General features: G+C 30.1%; 13 protein-coding genes. 2 read left to right on the forward strand and 11 right to left on the reverse strand.

Annotated elements, in window-relative coordinates; translation table 11 throughout:
- Positions 1 to 225: 225 nt before the first annotated feature.
- Positions 226 to 2,484 (forward strand): inorganic phosphate transporter, encoded by a 2,259-nt coding sequence (locus ACFQ5N_RS03165; protein WP_386807687.1) that lies wholly within the window; start codon positions 226 to 228, stop codon positions 2,482 to 2,484.
- 79 nt (positions 2,485 to 2,563) lie between these two features.
- Here the strand turns inward: ACFQ5N_RS03165 and ACFQ5N_RS03170 are convergent, their stop codons facing one another.
- From ACFQ5N_RS03170 to ACFQ5N_RS03220, 11 genes are all read right to left on the reverse strand, one after another.
- On the reverse strand, positions 2,564 to 4,945 hold the full coding sequence (locus tag ACFQ5N_RS03170) for a ribonucleoside-diphosphate reductase subunit alpha (RefSeq protein WP_386807688.1): 2,382 nt from the start codon (positions 4,943 to 4,945) through the stop codon (positions 2,564 to 2,566).
- Positions 4,946 to 5,064: 119 nt separating this feature from the next.
- Complete coding sequence (locus ACFQ5N_RS03175) at positions 5,065 to 6,039, reverse strand: ribonucleotide-diphosphate reductase subunit beta (protein ID WP_386807689.1); 975 nt, start codon at positions 6,037 to 6,039, stop codon at positions 5,065 to 5,067.
- 404 nt (positions 6,040 to 6,443) lie between these two features.
- Positions 6,444 to 6,977 carry a hypothetical protein gene (locus ACFQ5N_RS03180; protein ID WP_386807691.1) on the reverse strand — a complete coding sequence of 178 codons (534 nt, stop codon included), beginning with the start codon at positions 6,975 to 6,977 and terminating at the stop codon, positions 6,444 to 6,446.
- A gap of 153 nt (positions 6,978 to 7,130) precedes the next feature.
- Positions 7,131 to 7,682: a hypothetical protein gene (locus tag ACFQ5N_RS03185; protein WP_386807693.1), complete on the reverse strand. Its 552-nt coding sequence runs from the start codon at positions 7,680 to 7,682 to the stop codon at positions 7,131 to 7,133.
- Positions 7,675 to 9,399 carry an MSCRAMM family protein gene (locus tag ACFQ5N_RS03190; RefSeq protein ID WP_386807694.1) on the reverse strand — a complete coding sequence of 575 codons (1,725 nt, stop codon included), beginning with the start codon at positions 9,397 to 9,399 and terminating at the stop codon, positions 7,675 to 7,677. Before ACFQ5N_RS03190 ends, ACFQ5N_RS03185 begins: the two co-directional genes overlap by 8 nt.
- 45 nt (positions 9,400 to 9,444) lie before the next feature.
- Entirely contained in the window at positions 9,445 to 10,623 is a 1,179-nt protein-coding gene (locus tag ACFQ5N_RS03195) for a hypothetical protein (protein WP_386807696.1), read from the reverse strand.
- Positions 10,624 to 10,634: 11 nt separating this feature from the next.
- Positions 10,635 to 11,444, reverse strand: a complete 810-nt coding sequence (locus ACFQ5N_RS03200; RefSeq protein ID WP_386807698.1) for a hypothetical protein — start codon at positions 11,442 to 11,444, stop codon at positions 10,635 to 10,637.
- Between the two features lie 18 nt (positions 11,445 to 11,462).
- On the reverse strand, positions 11,463 to 11,990 hold the full coding sequence (locus ACFQ5N_RS03205) for a hypothetical protein (protein ID WP_386807700.1): 528 nt from the start codon (positions 11,988 to 11,990) through the stop codon (positions 11,463 to 11,465).
- Between the two features lie 25 nt (positions 11,991 to 12,015).
- Entirely contained in the window at positions 12,016 to 13,764 is a 1,749-nt protein-coding gene (locus tag ACFQ5N_RS03210) for an OmpA family protein (RefSeq protein WP_386807701.1), read from the reverse strand.
- 169 nt (positions 13,765 to 13,933) lie between these two features.
- The gene (locus tag ACFQ5N_RS03215) at positions 13,934 to 16,750 is read right to left on the reverse strand and encodes a hybrid sensor histidine kinase/response regulator transcription factor (RefSeq protein WP_386807702.1); all 2,817 of its coding nucleotides are present in this window, start codon (positions 16,748 to 16,750) and stop codon (positions 13,934 to 13,936) included.
- 88 nt (positions 16,751 to 16,838) lie between these two features.
- Complete coding sequence (locus tag ACFQ5N_RS03220; protein WP_386807703.1) at positions 16,839 to 17,405, reverse strand: DUF3109 family protein; 567 nt, start codon at positions 17,403 to 17,405, stop codon at positions 16,839 to 16,841.
- A 91-nt stretch (positions 17,406 to 17,496) separates the two neighbouring features.
- Between ACFQ5N_RS03220 and ACFQ5N_RS03225 the strand changes: the two genes are divergently transcribed.
- Positions 17,497 to 18,081 (forward strand): MarC family protein, encoded by a 585-nt coding sequence (locus ACFQ5N_RS03225; protein ID WP_386807704.1) that lies wholly within the window; start codon positions 17,497 to 17,499, stop codon positions 18,079 to 18,081.
- Positions 18,082 to 18,112: the final 31 nt, after the last annotated feature.

An 18,112-nucleotide genomic window follows, 5' to 3' on the forward strand; every position in this document is an offset into this window, starting at 1 on the left:
GTCATGCAACATAATTAAGATCTAATGTTAACGTAAAGTTAACATTAGATCCATAAATCTTTTAGTTCTTTGCTTTTTAAATAACACGTACTAAATTGAAAACCACAAAAGGGATTTTTATAAATTCTTCAACCAACTTCTTCTGTATGAATTTCAAACATATAGGGTATTTATTTAGTATAAATTCAATTAACTTATTACATTTACTTTTTAAAAATCTTAAAAATGGATAACATTTATTTATTAATGATTGTTGCTCTTGCTATTTTGGCTATTGCCGATTTAGTTGTGGGAGTAAGTAATGACGCTGTAAACTTCTTAAATTCAGCAATTGGTTCAAAAGCGGTATCATTTAAAACTATAATGATAGTTGCTAGTATTGGTATAGCTTGCGGGGCCGTTTTTTCAAGCGGTATGATGGAAGTAGCTCGTAAAGGTATTTTTAATCCCGGCATGTTTATGTTTAGTGACATCATGATTATTTTCATGGCCGTAATGATTACTGATATTTTATTACTAGATTTTTTCAACTCATTAGGTATGCCAACATCAACTACAGTTTCAATTGTATTTGAGTTATTGGGTGCTGCTGTAGCAGTTGCATTGATTAAAATTGGTGCTGATGGAGGTGATTTCTCTGGAGTTACTAATTACATTAATACCGATAAAGCTACACAGATTATTTTTGGAATTCTGCTCTCTGTAGTAGTTGCATTTTCTGTTGGTGCATTGGTACAATATATTTCACGTATATTATTATCATTTAATTTTGAGAAAAAAGCAAAATGGGTAGGAGCCTTATTTGGTGGAGTTGCATTAACTGCTATTGTTTATTTTATTCTTATGAAAGGAATTAAAGGAGCTGATATAGCAAAACAAAGTTTTGATATAATTGGTGGTGCTACTATAAAAGATTTTTTAGAAAATAATGTAATTTCAATTGTTGCTGTAAGTTTTGTTATTTGGTCTGCTTTATCTTTCCTTTTAATAACAGTATTTAAAACTAACATTTATAAAATTATTATTGTAGTTGGTACTTTTGCATTGGCATTGGCATTTGCTGGTAATGATTTAGTAAACTTTATTGGAGTTCCTATTGCTGCTTGGCAGTCATATGAAGCTTGGATTGGATCAGGAGTTCCTGCAACTGAATTTGCAATGGATATTTTAGGTAAAAAAGTACCTACTCCAACCTTGTTATTATTTATTGCCGGAATGGTAATGGTATTAACATTATGGTTTTCTTCAAAATCTAAAAATGTGGTAAAAACTTCTTTAGATTTATCTAGCCAAAGTGATACAAAAGAACGATTTGAACCTACTTTCTTATCAAGAATATTAGTTAGAGGTTCTATTTTAACTTCAAGATATTTTTCAGCAATTATACCAGATGCTGTTCAAAATAAAATTGAAAAACAATTTGAAAAACCTGTTATTAAATTAACACAAGGTAAAACTCATGAATTACCTGCATTTGATTTAGTACGTGCTGCGGTAAACTTAATGGTTGCAGGTGTATTAATATCAATTGCTACATCATATAAATTACCGTTATCTACAACTTACGTTACGTTTATGGTTGCTATGGGTACTTCATTAGCAGATAGAGCTTGGGGAACTGAAAGTGCAGTGTATAGAGTTGCAGGTGTATTAAATGTTATTGGAGGTTGGTTTTTTACGGCTTTAAGCGCATTTATGGCTGCAGGTATTGCTGCTTATTTAATTTCTTTAGGAGGTGCTACAATGATTGCTATTTTATTATTAATAGCTGTTGTTTTATTAATTAGAAACTCTTTAAACCACCTTAAAAAAACAAAAGAAATTAAAGCTGAAGATAGCTTAAGTAATGCTGAAAGTAAATCTGTAAAAGGAGTTATTGAAGAAAGCGCCGATAATATTTCAAAAGTATTAAAACGTGTAAGTAAAATTAATGAAAACACTATTAACGGTTTAATTAAAGAAAATTTATCTACACTTAAAAAAGCTAAAAATACAGTTGTTAAATTAGAAAATGAAATTGAAGATTTACAAAACAATATTTTCTATTTTATTAAAAACCTTGATGAATCATCAATTAGCGCAAGTAAATTTTATATTGATGTAATTGGAGATTTACAAGATATTGCACAATCTGTTTCGTTTATTTCAAAAGTAAGCCATAAACACATTAACAATAACCACAAAGGTTTAAAAGTAAATCAAGCTAAAGAATTAAAAGAAATAGATGAAAAACTAAATCATTTATTTGGTAAAATAAGAACCATTTTTGATGAAAGAGCATTTGATAAAATTGAAGCTCTTATTGAAGAAAAACAAGGCTTATTAAATGATGTTTCTGCTTACGCTCAAAAACAAGTTGAACGTACTAGAACAACAGAATCTAGCCCTAAAAACACTACGCTTTACTTTAGTATTTTATTAGAAACTGAAGATTTAATAAAAGCAACTATGGACTTATTAGAATTGTATTCAAATAAGAAATAAAAGCCACATAACTTTTAAAAGAAAAAACCCTGTTAACAGTTGTAGTTAACAGGGTTTTTTACGTTTTTAGATCACTTATTTATGAACCACACATTTCACAATCATCAGGATTGTTTTGTGAAGCTATTAGCATTTCTTTTAACTCTTGAGGTGTTAAAGGCGCATCTTCAACTTTCTTTTCTTTTGAAACTGTAAATTGAATAGCGTTCACTGCACTTTTTGTTCTTAAATAATACATCCCTGTTTTTAAACCACTTTTCCAAGCGTAAAAATGCATAGATGTTAATTTAGAGTAATTGGCATCTTGCATAAACAAATTCAACGATTGAGATTGATCAATAAAATAACCTCTTTGGCGAGACATATCAATAATATCTTTCATACTCATTTCCCACACCGTTTTGTACAGATCTTTTAATTCCTGAGGAATAACATCAATATGCTGAACAGATCCGTTAGCGCGCATTATACTCTCTTTCATTTCGTTGTTCCATAAGCCAAGCTCTACCAAATCTTCTAACAAATGCTTATTCACAACAATATATTCACCACTTAAAACTCTACGTGTATAAATATTTGACGTATACGGCTCAAAAGCTTCGTTATTTCCAAGTATTTGCGAAGTTGATGCTGTTGGCATTGGCGCTACTAATAACGAGTTTCTAACGCCATTTTCTAACACTTTTTCTCTAAGTGCTTTCCAATCCCAACGACCACTTAAATCGTCTTCAGAAACGCCCCACATATTAAACTGAAATTCTCCTTTAGACATTGGTGAACCTTCATATGTTGAATACGTTCCTTTTAGTTTTGCAATTTCCATAGAAGAAGTTACTGCAGCAAAATAAATAGTTTCAAAAATTTCTTCATTTAACTTTTTAGCTGCATCGCTAGTAAATGGTAAACGCAACATTATAAAAGCATCAGCCAAACCTTGAATTCCTAAACCTACTGGTCTATGACGGAAATTAGAGTTTTCAGCTTCTTTTACCGGATAATAATTACGGTCAATTACTGTATCTAAATTTCGTGTAATTTTTTTAGTTACCTCAAATAGTTTTTTATGGTCGAAAAATTTCTCGCCATTCTCATTTTCAGCAATAAACATTGGTATTGCAATAGATGCCAAGTTACACACAGCAACCTCATCTTTTGCTGTATATTCCATAATTTCAGTACATAAATTTGAAGAACGAATGGTTCCTAAATTTTTTTGATTTGACTTTCTATTTGCAGCATCTTTATACAGCATATAAGGGTTTCCAGTCTCAATTTGAGCTTCTAAAATTTTCTCCCAAAGTTCACGTGCTTTAATAGTTTTACGCCCTTTTCCAACTTTTTCGTAACCGGTATATAAATTCTCAAACTCATCACCATACGTATCAAATAAATGCGGACATTCATTTGGACACATTAATGTCCAATCTCCATTTTGCTCAACACGTTTCATAAACAAATCTGGTATCCACATAGCGTAAAACAAATCACGCGCACGCATTTCTTCAGCACCCGTATTTTTGCGTAAATCTAAAAAGTCAAAAACATCAGCGTGCCAAGGTTCCATATAAATTGCAAAAGAACCTTTACGTTTTCCACCACCTTGATCTACATAACGAGCCGTATCATTATACACTTTTAGCATTGGTACAATTCCGTTTGAAGTTCCATTAGTTCCACGTATATAAGAACCGGTTGCACGTACATTATGAATAGACAACCCAATACCTCCAGCAGATTGCGAAATCATAGCTGTTTGTTTTAAAGTGTCATAAATACCATTAATGCTATCATCTTGAATTTGAAGTAAAAAACATGATGACATTTGTGGTTTTGGAGTTCCAGAATTGAACAACGTTGGTGTAGCGTGCGTAAATATTTTTTTAGACATTAATTCATATGTCTCAATGGCTTCATCAATATCATTTAGGTGAATTCCAACGGCAACACGCATTAACATATGCTGTGGTCTTTCAGCAATTTCACTATTTAGTTTTAACAAATAAGAACGCTCTAAGGTTTTAAACCCAAAATAATCGTACCCAAAATCGCGATTATAAATAATGGTTGAATCAAGTTTTGCTGCGTTATCCATGATAACTTTATACACCTCGTCTGAAATTAATGGTGCTTTTTTTCCGGTTCTAGGATTTACATAATTGTATAAATCCGTCATAACATCAGAAAATGTTTTTTTGGTATTTTTATGTAAGTTAGAAACGGCAATTCTAGCAGCTAAACGTGCATAATCTGGATGTTGAACTGTCATAGTTGCGGCAGTTTCAGCGGCAAGGTTATCTAATTCTGAAGTTGTAACTCCGTCATATAAACCTTCAATAACTCGCATTGCAACTTTTACAGGATCAACTAAGCTATTTAATCCATAACACATTTTTCTTACTCTAGCTGTGATTTTATCAAACATCACAGGTTCTTTTCTTCCGTCTCTTTTTAATACAAACATAGGTTACACTTCGGTTTTTTTAGTTAATTAATATGGTTGAAAACCAAGTATGTACAACACATTGGTTTTTATTGAATTAAATTCAAATTATAGTTGAATTATATTTAAATAGCTTTTATTTAAAAATCAGCATCAAAACTAATTTCTCCTGTTCCTGTACCGCTTTTTACACCTGCTTTTTGATATTCAGAAACACGTTTTTCAAAGAAATTTGTTTTTCCTTCTAAAGAAATCATTTCCATAAAATCAAATGGGTTAGAAACATTGTACACAGTATCACATCCAAACTCAATCAATAATCTATCAGTTACAAACTCTAAATATTGTGTCATTAATTTGGCATTCATACCAATTAAACTAACAGGTAAAGATTCTGTTATAAACTTTCGCTCAATATCTAAAGCATCTACAATTATCTCTTTAATACGTTCTTTTGGTACTTTATTTACAATATGATTGTTGTGCAAGTGCACCGCAAAATCACAATGCAATCCTTCATCACGGGAAATTAACTCGTTTGAAAATGTTAAACCTGGCAACAAACCTCTTTTTTTCAACCAAAAAATAGAGCAAAAACTTCCTGAGAAGAAAATTCCTTCAACTGCAGCAAATGCAATTAAACGTTCAGCAAAACTTGGACTTTCAATCCATTTTAAAGCCCAATCAGCTTTTAATTTTATTGCCGGAAAAACTTCAATTGCTCTAAACAATTCATCTTTTTCAGCTTCATTTTTTACATAAGTATCAATTAATAATGAATATACTTCAGAGTGTATATTTTCCATCATTATTTGAAAACCATAAAAGAACTTTGCTTCTGAGTATTGCACTTCACTTACAAAATTTTCGGCTAAATTTTCATTTACAATTCCATCTGAAGCTGCAAAAAAGGCTAAAATATGTTTGATAAAATAGCGCTCATCATCGTTTAATTTTTGCTCCCAATCTATAACATCTTGGTGTAAATCAATTTCTTCAGCAGTCCAAATACTTGCTTCTTGTTTTTTATACCATTCCCAAATATCTTGGTGTTGAATAGGAAAAATTACAAATCGATCTTTATTTTCTTGTAAGATAGGCTCAATAAACGACATTATAGCTCTTGTTTTTTTTGAATTAGTTAGTTGAAATTGGTCTCGAATGAGAGAAACAAAGATTGGAAAAATTTAGATATAAAATTACGAGACTTATTCACATTTAGAAGTAAGTTCTTAACATTTTTAACTGTTTTTAAATAAACGATTAATAAGTCCTAAATATTGATTATCAATCAATTATAATTTTTAAAAACCACTACTTTTATAGTTTTATTACAGCAAAAAAATAAGGGCTTACTTAACTAAAAGGCATAAAAAAAGGCTGTTCAAAAAGTATAATTTTTATCAACCTAAACTTTATTTTAGGTTCTTATACTACTTAATTATTAGTACTATAAGATTTTAAATTCACACTTTTTAAACAACCCGTTTTAAAAGATTTTTTATAACAAAACGAAACCTTAATTAAGCGGATTTGCAGTTACTTCAATATAAAATTTTGCTTGTACTGTAAAACTCGCAGGATTTTCTAAATTTTTTGATTCAGCACTAAAAGCAATAGTTACTTTATCATTGTTTAATAATTTTGAGGCCAAAGTATTCAATCCTGTTGAATCACTTACTTCAAAAATTGTATTATTAGATGCTGCTGTAGACGCTACAAAACTCTCATCCATAAACAAAGTTCCGTCTCCACTAAACTTCACTTCAAATTCAGCTGCATCATCGCCACTGTAATTTAAAATTTGAAATGTAACTTTTTCAATTTCTACTTTTTTTAATAAATCTGCATAAGGTTCAATCGCGCTTGTTAAAATACTAATGTCTAAATCTTGAGATTCAAAAGAATCATCACCTCCTTTTAAATCAACCGTAAAATTCTCTGATAATACAACGCTTTTTTCAACATCAACCAAGTCTTCAAGTTCATCACAAGAGATTATTGGACTTACTAAAATGGCTAAAATTGCTAGATTTTTAAATAATGTTTTCATAGTTTTTGTTTTTATAGTTAGTAGTTATTTGTTGTATGCAATAACTTATTAAATTAAGTATTGCTTTAAATTGTATGGTAAATATAATTCATTATTTTTAAATAAAATATCTATTTTTTACAAATATATACACATAATTAACTGAAAATCAACCTAAAACCTAGTATTTAGTAATTTTTGATATTCTTTTCGTATTTGAGACTCTGTGGCGTTTGGGTTTGCCGTAAGCATCAGCTTTTTAAAATCTTCGTATGAAATACCACCAATAACAGCATTCATTTGCCCTGGCAATTGTTCTTCAGCTTCTTCCTTTAATTTTTCCTCTTCTGTTTTTTCGTCTTGTGAATCATTTATGCTCTGAGTTTCATCAATTTCTTCATCTTCCTTTTGTTTTTTTTCTCCTTCAGAAGCAGTAATGTAACCATTGATCAAGGAAAAAGCATCTTCTTCTGTCATTCCTTTTGTAGGTTTTTTTACACCATAAACAGACATTAATTTGTTAAAATCTCCTTGTGTTGGATTTTCAGTACTATCTTGATACTTCATGAAAAACTCAATCATTGGTGAAGCCTCATCAATCATTTTCTTGTTTGACTTCATATAGTTTTCTTGAATTTCATCAATATTTTCATTGGTTTTATCTTTTTGAGAAAAGCCCAAAGTTGTAAATAACAACACAACTATTGTATAAATAATCTTATTCATTTTCTAAAGGTTTAAATTCAATTTTTAGGGTCGCTTTGTGTCCTGTTAAAAATACCGCTAACTCTTCACTATTTTTAAACTTCTCAATTTCAGCATCTGTAAAATTATGCCGTTTAAAAGCTAAAGGGTAACCATTTAAAGAGTTCCCTTTTGTAGCATTCCATTCTTTATCTTCTTTACACCCAACATCAACTTGCATCCAAAGGTCTTCACCAGCATCATACATACCAAAAAGATCAAAATTTAAATCAAAGTATATTGGGCCATTGTTATCTTGTGAAATATTACAAGAATTTAAAGCGTCTTCATCAAGGTTTACTTTAAATTTTATCATTGATTTACTATCTCCTAAAGATCTAATAGAAATAATTTCTGGCGTTGCACTTTCACTCTCTGGCCAACCATATAAAGTTTGTTTACCAATACCTGGAATTACCGTTGCATATGGAATTTTTAATGGTTCACCATCCGTTCCTGTTGGATTTTCGTAGTCACCACTATTTCTAAATGCCATCATATCAAAAAATTGAATTTCCTCATCATCTTCAGGAAATTTAATTGTAGCATTTCTCCAAACTAGTTTAACAGTCGCAAATTTAGGCGCATAATAATGAACGTAAATATCATATTTAGCATTCTTTTTAACTTCTATTTCTGGCAATCTTAAAGTTGAACTTTTTGTCAATCCGGCCTGTGTATCTTTGGCGCCTTTGGTAACCACCCAATAAACTCCGTTTGGAACTTCAGTAAATTTAAACTCTCCATCTTTATCAGATACAGCCTCTTTTTTAGGTAAATTAGACGATTCACAAGCAGGTTTTAAGGTTACTTTTTGATTTTTTACAGGGTCTTTAGTTTCCTCATCCACTAAAGTTCCATTAATTTCACCTACAAATGTTTTAAGCTCATATGTAAACTCTTCAGGAAGCACTCCAAAAGGGTTATACACAGTATAACTTTCTAATTCTTGATACACTCCATCTAACCAAAAAAATTGCACTTGATAATCACCCATAAAAAGCTGATTGGTAAATTCAAATTTTCCCCCTTCCACATCTGTCTCATCTTTGAAATCTTTATTACCAGGACCTAAACGCCTCATTGCAATTTTTCCACAAGCGTTATAATCATCGTCACGATTAATTTCTCCTTTTAAACTTTGTGGTTTAATTTCATGAAAATAATAGGTAGAATTGGCATTAAAATACACTGAAACAGCTTCAGTTTTACCTGTTGATGCATTTTTGTAAGTTCCTTTTACTGTGTGCTTTTTTGAAACATTTTGCGCCCAAACTTCTGAAGTAATTTCAGCAGGCCAACCTGCAAGAGAACCACTCATAATATCATTATAAGATATTCCGCTGTAAGGATTGTATCCACAATGTGCTGCCCAAGTTGTACCATTAGGCGTGGTAATTCTTTTAGCGGGTGTTTGTAAATTGAATTTAAATTGTCTTCTATTTAATTTGGTAAGTTCAGCATTTAAATAATCTTCAACAATACCAATAACACCATCAATTTGAATTTCTTGACCTGATTGATTTTTAACAATTGCACGAACACCTCCGTGCCAAGCTACCAAATACTGACTTGAAGGATCTCTAAACATTTCATTGAAAAATTCTTTAGGAATTTCAAAATCCAATGCTGTTTCTTGGCATTTAATTTCGTGCTGAAATACAACAAATGCAAGCAACATAAAAATTAGTTTTTTCATAGGCTTTTTAAAATGAAATTAAATGGGGACGACTAAACTTGTTGCTTATTTTATTTCTTCTAATTCAATCACTAAATAATCTAGATCACCAAACGGATCAATCTCTTCTCGAATTATTTTAGCATACACACCAGGTTGATCAATAATCATCCAAAATTTAATTTTTGAATCACCTTCAAAACCTTCAACAATTTTACAGTTAAAAGTTCCTGCAGCAACCGTAACTGGTTCAGTATTTATTACTTTAAAAGGGTAAGGTTCTTCCTGTGGAAAAAAGTTGTTATACTCATTATATAAATATCCTTTAACACTTTCTGAGTATTGCAATGTGTCATTTTGAGTGATACTAAAATTATTAAGATGCACCCTTCTATCATTAGAATTTACCTTGACAGTTGATAGCAACGTTGAATAAACAAAAGAATTAGTACCGTTTATTAGTCGCCCTTGTTTGTATTTTAAGTGTTTTACATTGCTTAATTTATTTAATAAAACATCAAAATCTGTCCAAGGTGAATCTTCAGTAGACTCTTCAGGTAAATCTTCAAAAGTGAAGTTTAAACGCTCAATAGTCACATTTGAAGTGTTTTTTTCACCCATTATTTCGAGCCCATTATGGTCAATTATAAATTTATTTTCTGAAATTTCTTTCACCGTACTTTCACCATCAAAAAGGCGTGTTCTTCCAATAAAAATCACCTTTTTTTCTTTTGAATTGTACATCCAAGTTCCCGTAGTTGTAGTTGATGAAACTTCTAATATTTCGTTAAATGTAAACAAATTAGGAAGTTCAATTTTTAGCAATTGCGTTTGATTTGTTTCATTTATCAATTTCCACTCACCAACAAATCCAGAAGCTTTGTTTTCACTTTCAATGTTCTTTTGGTCAACTTTAAGGTAATATAATTTAGCTTCATCTTTTGTAACAACAAGCTCTTTATTTGAAATAGAAATTATACTATTGTCTCCATTAAAATCTTTATCAAGCTCAGATTTCATTACAATTTTATTCGCTTTTTTATCAAATTCCCAAGTACCGGCACCCATTCCCATCACAATCATATGACCATTTTTACTGAAGTTTGTGATATAGTAAGGTTGCTCAATTTTATCGCCAACTTCAACTTTTGTTAAAAGCCATTCTCCAATAATTTTATCTTCTTGCGCAACGCATAACATTATTGAAAACAATAGAAATAAGAAAGTTAATTTATAGTTTTTCATAGATTACTTTTTTAATTATTTCCAAATGTCTTCATCATTCTATACACGTTCTTAATTTCTTCATCTGAAATTTCAGGATCTTCCTTTTTCATCATTTTTTTAAAATCTTCAAAAGACATTTTTTGAACTTCCTTCATCATTTTTTTATCCTCGTCTGTTAGGCTTTCATTTGCATTTTCAAATTCAGAAAAAACATTATTTGCGCCTGCCATTTCAATTTCTTCAACAGCATAATTTGTGGGAGCAATAAACTTATCTGCATCAATATTCACAGCTGTTTTTATACTTGTTGCAGTTTCAACAATACGCATTCCCATTAAATTTGTTTCGCTTTTTAAAACCACTCCTTTCCAAGCCCAAATTGTACTCATACCTTTCCAAATAGTACAATTTTTACCTAAAATAGTTTCGTTTCCAATTTTTTCAAACCCCAAACTAATTAACACCTCTTCACCTGTTTTAATATAATCTTCACCTACATTTTCGGCATATTTTTCAGCATAAGGATTGTTTGTTTTAACAACTTTATTTGTTTCGTGATCTACTGTAAAAATTTCAGATCCAACGGTAATTACCTCTTCTTTTTCTTTGGTTTTAAATCCCATTATTTTAGTAGTAATTTCAGAGATTTCAGCTTGTTTAAAACCATAATCATCAATATAAATGGTTTTTGTTCCGGTTGAATTTCCTGTAATAGTATACTCAATTACTGCAGATTTAAATGGATATTTTTGAAAACCACTTTTAGCTGTTTTACTGTTTTGCGAACACGATGTTAACGACAATAGAAACACAACTACCAATAAAAATATATTTTTCATTTTTTTTGTTTTTAATGTTTATAGCGGATTTGCAGTTGCATTAAAATAAACTACAACAGTTAGCTCTGCAGTGGCTGCTGCCATACTTAAATATTCTCCTTTAAGATCTAAAACAACTTTTTTACTACTTAATAAAGTACTTGAAACAGTGTTTAAAACAGTTTTATCTGTAATTTCAAACACTACACCTAACTCACTACTTAAATTATACTCTGTTGGCGCTACAATGGTATTACCATTCATATAAAAACCAACATTCATATCTACATTATTATCACCTGTAAACTTTGTAATTTCATAGGTAATTTTAGTTATTTCAACTTCTTTTAACTTGCTTAAATATTTTGAAACATCACTATTGTCAGCTAAATTTAAGGTTAAAGATTCGCTAATTTTCTCCTCAGATTCTGCTTCAAAATTCAAGTTGTATTTTCCGCTAATTGAAGATTTAAAATCTACATCAATAAGATCTTCTACATCATCACAAGATGTGAAAGTGAAACTTACTAATAAAATGGCTGCTACTAATTTGATTGTTTTTTTCATCACGTTTTTTTTAATTGATTAATGCTTATTTTAAAATTTTAAATATTGCTGATTCTTTTGGATTTATAGACGTGTTTTTTTTGTCTTTAACTTGAAACCAAAAGTCTTCATCGCTTCGTAAAACATTTTCTGAGGTTCCTTTGTCTAAATCACAAGTGTAAGTTCCTTGAATTTGAAGATTGTTAGATTTACTTTTAACACCACCTTTGTAGGCATATGTCACATGTTTTATGTTGAGTGTATTGGTATATTTATCTACATCTAAAATTTGTAATTTTCCATAATCTCCAACTGAAGTTTGGTATAAAATAATAGTTCCTTTGCCATTTACAATTCCAGAATTATTGGAAATAGGAATATTAAAACTATCTGGTAATTCTTTCATTTTTGCTTCAATTGTTGCTTCAGTAAGCTGATCAAAAACCGTATTTTCACTACTATTTATAGTTGCAGAAGTAGTGTTTGATTTTCCTGAAAATTTAACAAACTCAACTCTACGATTATTAGCTTTTCCTTCTGGAGTACTGTTGTTATCTATTGGTTTACTTTCACCAAAACCTGTAGATTTTAATCTATTAGGCTGAATTCCCATTGTAATTAATTGATTCATTACTGCTTTACCACGCTCTTCAGATAAGGTTTGATTGTGCGCTTCATCACCATCACTATCTGTATGACCTTCAACACTAAAGTTAAGATCAGGTTGTTTTTGCATTAATTCAAAAATCTTATTTATTGGACCAATACTTTCTGGTTTTAATGTGGCTTTATTGGTGTCAAATTTAATTCCGTTAACAATAATTTTACCGTCAGTAAGCACTTTATCGTAATACTTTACACCACCATTTGCGATACGAAAGTTCTTGAAAAACATATTTTCTGAACCTCCAGAAAATGTTATTCCTGTAGGATCTCCTTCTAAATGAGGTATATTTATTAAACGCTCATCTTCAAAATAAACTTTCAACTTTCCTTTGGTATATGCAATTGATACGTGACGCCAACCACCAACTTCATCTTTATTAGTTCTATCTTTATTTGATAACGATCCTTCAGTTGCTTTATACAATATCTTGTTTACATAAAATGTCATTAAAGATGTCCCACTTCTAGGTTGATTTTTTCTATCATAAAAAGTTAAATAGTAACGCTCATTATATACACTAGGATTAAAAAAGAGATCAAATTCAATAGTAAAAACCTCAGGTAAATAATCTTCTTTAGAATTTTTTAGATATGGTACAATACCTTTACTGTGCATATTACCAACATCTGTAATAAATGTTATCACTGGTTCGCTATCAACTTCCATTATTTCTGCGCCTCCTTGAAATAAATCCCAACGACTTGGAAATTCGCCATTTTCTTCGTCTATGCTAGGTCCATCCTCAAAAATCACGGTATCTCCGGGAACAAAATCAAAACGGCTCCAAACCACATTCGGACTTGCAGCTTTCGCTTCATTATTTACAGATGAATTGGTTGATTTTTCCTCAAAATTAGGAGCTGAAGTATTAGAATTTTGCTGTTTTTCAGAATTTCCTTTTCCATTTATTGAGGTGTTTTTACCATCAATTGTATCTTCAATTTCATCAAAACCTTGATCAATAGTTTCATCTACTTTTCTTTCAGCTCTTTTTTGTGCTTCTCTTTCAATTTTTTCTTCAGCGTGTTTTTGCAATTTTTTTAAAAATTGAGCTTCTATTTGTTGCGGAGCACAAAATAGAAAGCCAATAATAAAAAGTTTAATGTAAAAATTGGTGTTTGTTTTCATGGCATCTTTAATTTTAAAAATTGTTTAAATCTTCAAGATTAAAGGTATGCTAGGTTTAAAAATAGTACTATACCAAATGTTCCAAATGCACGTTCATATGTGTATTGAAATATAAAATACTGTAATACAGTATTTTATAAATGAATAAAAAATACTTTTTACTCTTAATTTAACTGTTTTGAATTTTTTTCTGATACTCAGAAGGAGAGCATCCAAATACAATTTTAAATTGTTTTGAGAAGTATGAGGTACTTTCAAAACCAGAAGCAAAACAAACTTCAGAAATAACAACATCTTTATTTTTTAGCAGTTCTGAAGCATTTTTAACCCTATGAACTCTTATAAATTCTGTGGCAGACATTCCGGTAGTTGCCTTTAATTTACGGTGTAATTGGGTACGACTCATAGAAGCAATTGTACAAAACTCTTCAATTCCAAACTTTGGATTTGTAATTTCATTTTCTAACACTCTTTTCAAGGTTTCTGAAAACGAATTATTTCCCCATTTCAATAGTTGATTCATTGGCTTCAACACAATTTCTTCTCTATATTTTGCAGCCAACGTTTTTCTAACCTTACTTAAATTTTGAATTTTTGCTTTTAAAATTTTTATTGCAAATGGCTTTGTAATATAATCATCGGCCATTTCATTTAAGCCTTTTAGCATCATTTCTTCTTCAGATGCGGCCGTTAGTAAAATAATAGGAATGTGGTTGGTGGTTGAGTTTGTTTTTAAACTATTGCACAATTCAATTCCATTTACTTTAGGCATCATTACATCAGACACAATAATATCTGGAATATAATTTTGTGCCAACGTTACACCTTCTTTTCCATCTTTAGCTTCAATAATTTGATATGAATCGCTAAAAATACTAGCAATGTAACTTCTCATATCTTCATTATCTTCAACAATTAACATTATTTCATCTTTCGAGTTCTTATCAACGCTGGTTTCGTCAGTTGAATTAATTTTTAAAATAGCTGTTTCTTTTTTTAAGAAAACAGGCTCGTTACTTATTTCTGAAGAATTAAAATGTTCTTTTAAAATTGGTAGTATCAATTGAAATTCAATGGTATTTTTATCTTTTTGAGCTACGGAAACCTTTGCTCTATACATACTACACAATTCTTTTACTAAAGACAATCCTATACCGGTTCCTACTTGAAATGATGATCCGCTTGTATAAAACCTATCAAAAAATTGATTGATGTTTTTGCTCACGCCTTCATCAACTGTATTTGAAATATTCAACTTATAATTTCCCGCTTCTTTTACTCCGTTAATTGTTATTTGTCCATTTTCGGGTGTAAATTTAAATGCATTTGAGAGCATATTGGTAAGTAGCATTTCAACAATTTCAATATCGTACCAAACATTATCACTGTTTAAAATATCAACTGTATATGCTATTTTTTTTGTGTGAGCTATGTACTCAAAAGATTCTGAAATTCCCTTTAATTCATTTGCCAAATTAGCTTCTTGCGCCTTAATTTTAAATTTTCCAGTATCAATTTTTGAAAGGTTTAAAATTTGATTTACCAAATACAACAATCGCTCTGTATTTCTATACATCATTTTGGCATCTTCCTTCTGGTTTTTAGTTAATTTGCTGGCTAGCAATTTTTCTAACGGACCTTTAATTAAAGTTAATGGTGTGCGAAATTCATGTGAAACATTTCCAAAAAAACGAGATTTCATTTGGTTCACTTTTTTCAATTCTAAATTCACACGTTTTCTACTGCGATACATAAAATAGGTAAACACCACAATTAAACTCATTAATAAAGAAAATAGAATGAAAATTCGGCGTTGGTTGGTATTTGTTTTTTCAATAAGCGCTTTTTCTTTTATTAAAAACTTTATTTGTTGAACTGCTTCTTTGTTTTTATACCTATTTTCAATTTCTAATATTTTAACTTCATTATTTAAAGTTAATGTACTATCTCTGTAAGCAATAGCTAACTCTTTTGCTGCTAAAGCAGTTTTATATTCTTGTTGTTTTTTACTTAATAAGGTTTGTAATTCATAAGCTGTTTGCTGGCTACTGTAAGAATTTATACTTTTTGAAGTTTCAAAAATTTGCTGCATTAACAATTTAGATTCTTTTAATTGATTTAAACTAATTAACGACTTGCATAATGAAACCTGCATTTCTAACTTATGAAATGCATCTTTAGAATTTTCTAATATTGAAACGGCTTCGCGTATTAATTTTAAGGATTCGGTTGTTTTTTGTTGCGCCAAATAAATTGAGCCAATGGCATTTTTACAAATAGCAATTCCAATGTTTGAACCAATACTTTTATTTTCTTCTAATGATTTTTGGTAAAAGTCTAAAGCCGAATTTAAATCGCCTTTCATTCGCATTACTTCACCAAAATTTGCGTAGTTAATAGCTTGACCTAATTTACTATTCAATTCAATTTCAATAGCTAAAGATTTTTCAAAATATTTTGCAGCTTCATTTGGCTTCTGCAATTCTAAAAAAATATTTCCCAAGCCATTCATAGCAATAGCTTTTGATTTTAGGTTTTTATTACTATAGCTTGCCAACTCAAAAGCCCTGTAATGATATTCTGAAGCTTCTATGTTTGATGATGTTCTACGTAAATCGGTTCCTATGCTATTTAAAACTCTTATTATACTTACGGTATCATTTATTTCTTCAGCAAGCTGTAAGGCGTTAAAATGAACAATTAAAGCATCTTTAAAGCGTGCATTATCTCTATACTCGCTTCCTTTGTTGTTTAAATCTTCTATTTGCTTTACAAGACTATCTAATTTATGATTTTTTATAGCATTACGCTCCCATTTTTTATGAGTCTCATTGTAAATAAATTCGCTAGAACTAGAGCTATCACGCAATACCGCAACGGTATTACTCAATTGAATATTTGGTGTGAAATTACAGGAAATAAGTCCAAATTGTAGTGCAATACTTAAAATGACAAATCTACTTAGACTTTTATTGTTTATAAACATGATGAAAATCTCTTTTATAGCTTTACTTGTAAAAGTACAAAAGAGTAACTAGTTGACAAACAACCTTTACATCAATAAATTAAAAAAATTATTTATTATAAGTTTCAGCTACTTTTTCCAATTCAGCATACCAATCTTTACCAAATTTTCTAATTAAAGCTTCTTTTACAAACTTATAAACAGGAACCTGAAGTTCTTTTCCTAAAGCGCAAGCATCATCGCAAATTGGCCAACTATGGTAATTTACAGCTGAAAACTCACTGTACTCCATAATTCTAACCGGGTATAAATGGCAAGATATAGGTTTTTTCCATTTAATTACACCTTGATTATAAGCTTCTTCAATACCGCACTTTGTAATGTTGTTTTCGTCAAAAATTACATAAGCGCAATCTTTTCCATCAATTAAAGTAGTTTCGTATTCACCATCAGAAGTAATAAACAACCCTTGATCTTCAATGGCTGCAATACCCTCTTCTCTTAAAAAAGGTTTTACTTTTGGATATATATCAAGCAGTATTTGAAGTTCATTTTCTTCTAACGGAGCTCCAGCTTCTCCATCAATACAACAAGTACCTTTACAGGCATTTAAATTACAGACAAATTCTTTTTCAATAATGTCTTCTGAAACTATGGTTTTTCCTAATTGAAACATGCCGCAAAAATAAACTATTTTTTTATATACTTTTGTTAAACGCAACAAATGATTAACTACTTTTGCCGACCAAATTTTAATACAATGTACTATGGGTTTAAATTTTAAAGAAATATTTACCGCTACAATGGTGTTGTTTGCGGTAATAGATATTATTGGAAATGTTCCAATTATTATTGATCTTAGAAAAAAAGCAGGACATATACAGTCTGAAAAAGCTGCTTTGGTTGCAGGAATAATTATGATTGCTTTTTTATTTTTAGGGAAAAGTATTTTGAATGTTATTGGTATTGATGTGAATTCTTTTGCGGTTGCCGGGGCTTTAATTTTATTTTTTTTAGCCTTAGAAATGATTTTAGGAATTTCGCTTTATAAAGAAGAAGAAACAAACGCCGTAACGGTATCTGTATTTCCTTTGGCATTTCCTTTAATTGCCGGTCCAGGAAGTTTAACAACTATTTTATCATTACGCGCAGAATATGAAACAATGAATATAGCCATAGCTATACTTTTAAATATGATTTTCATGTATATAGTTTTAAAAACATCTTCAAAAATTGAAAGAATAATTGGTGAGAATGGTATTAAAATTATTAGAAAAGTTTTTGGTGTTATTTTATTGGCTATTTCAGTAAAACTTTTTGCTTCAAACGTTCAAGGATTATTTACTAGCTAAACCTAAAAACACTGCTATTTATACATTAATT

Origin of the sequence: Lutibacter holmesii, from assembly GCF_042679665.1 — a bacterium.
Taxonomy (GTDB): domain Bacteria; phylum Bacteroidota; class Bacteroidia; order Flavobacteriales; family Flavobacteriaceae; genus Lutibacter; species Lutibacter holmesii.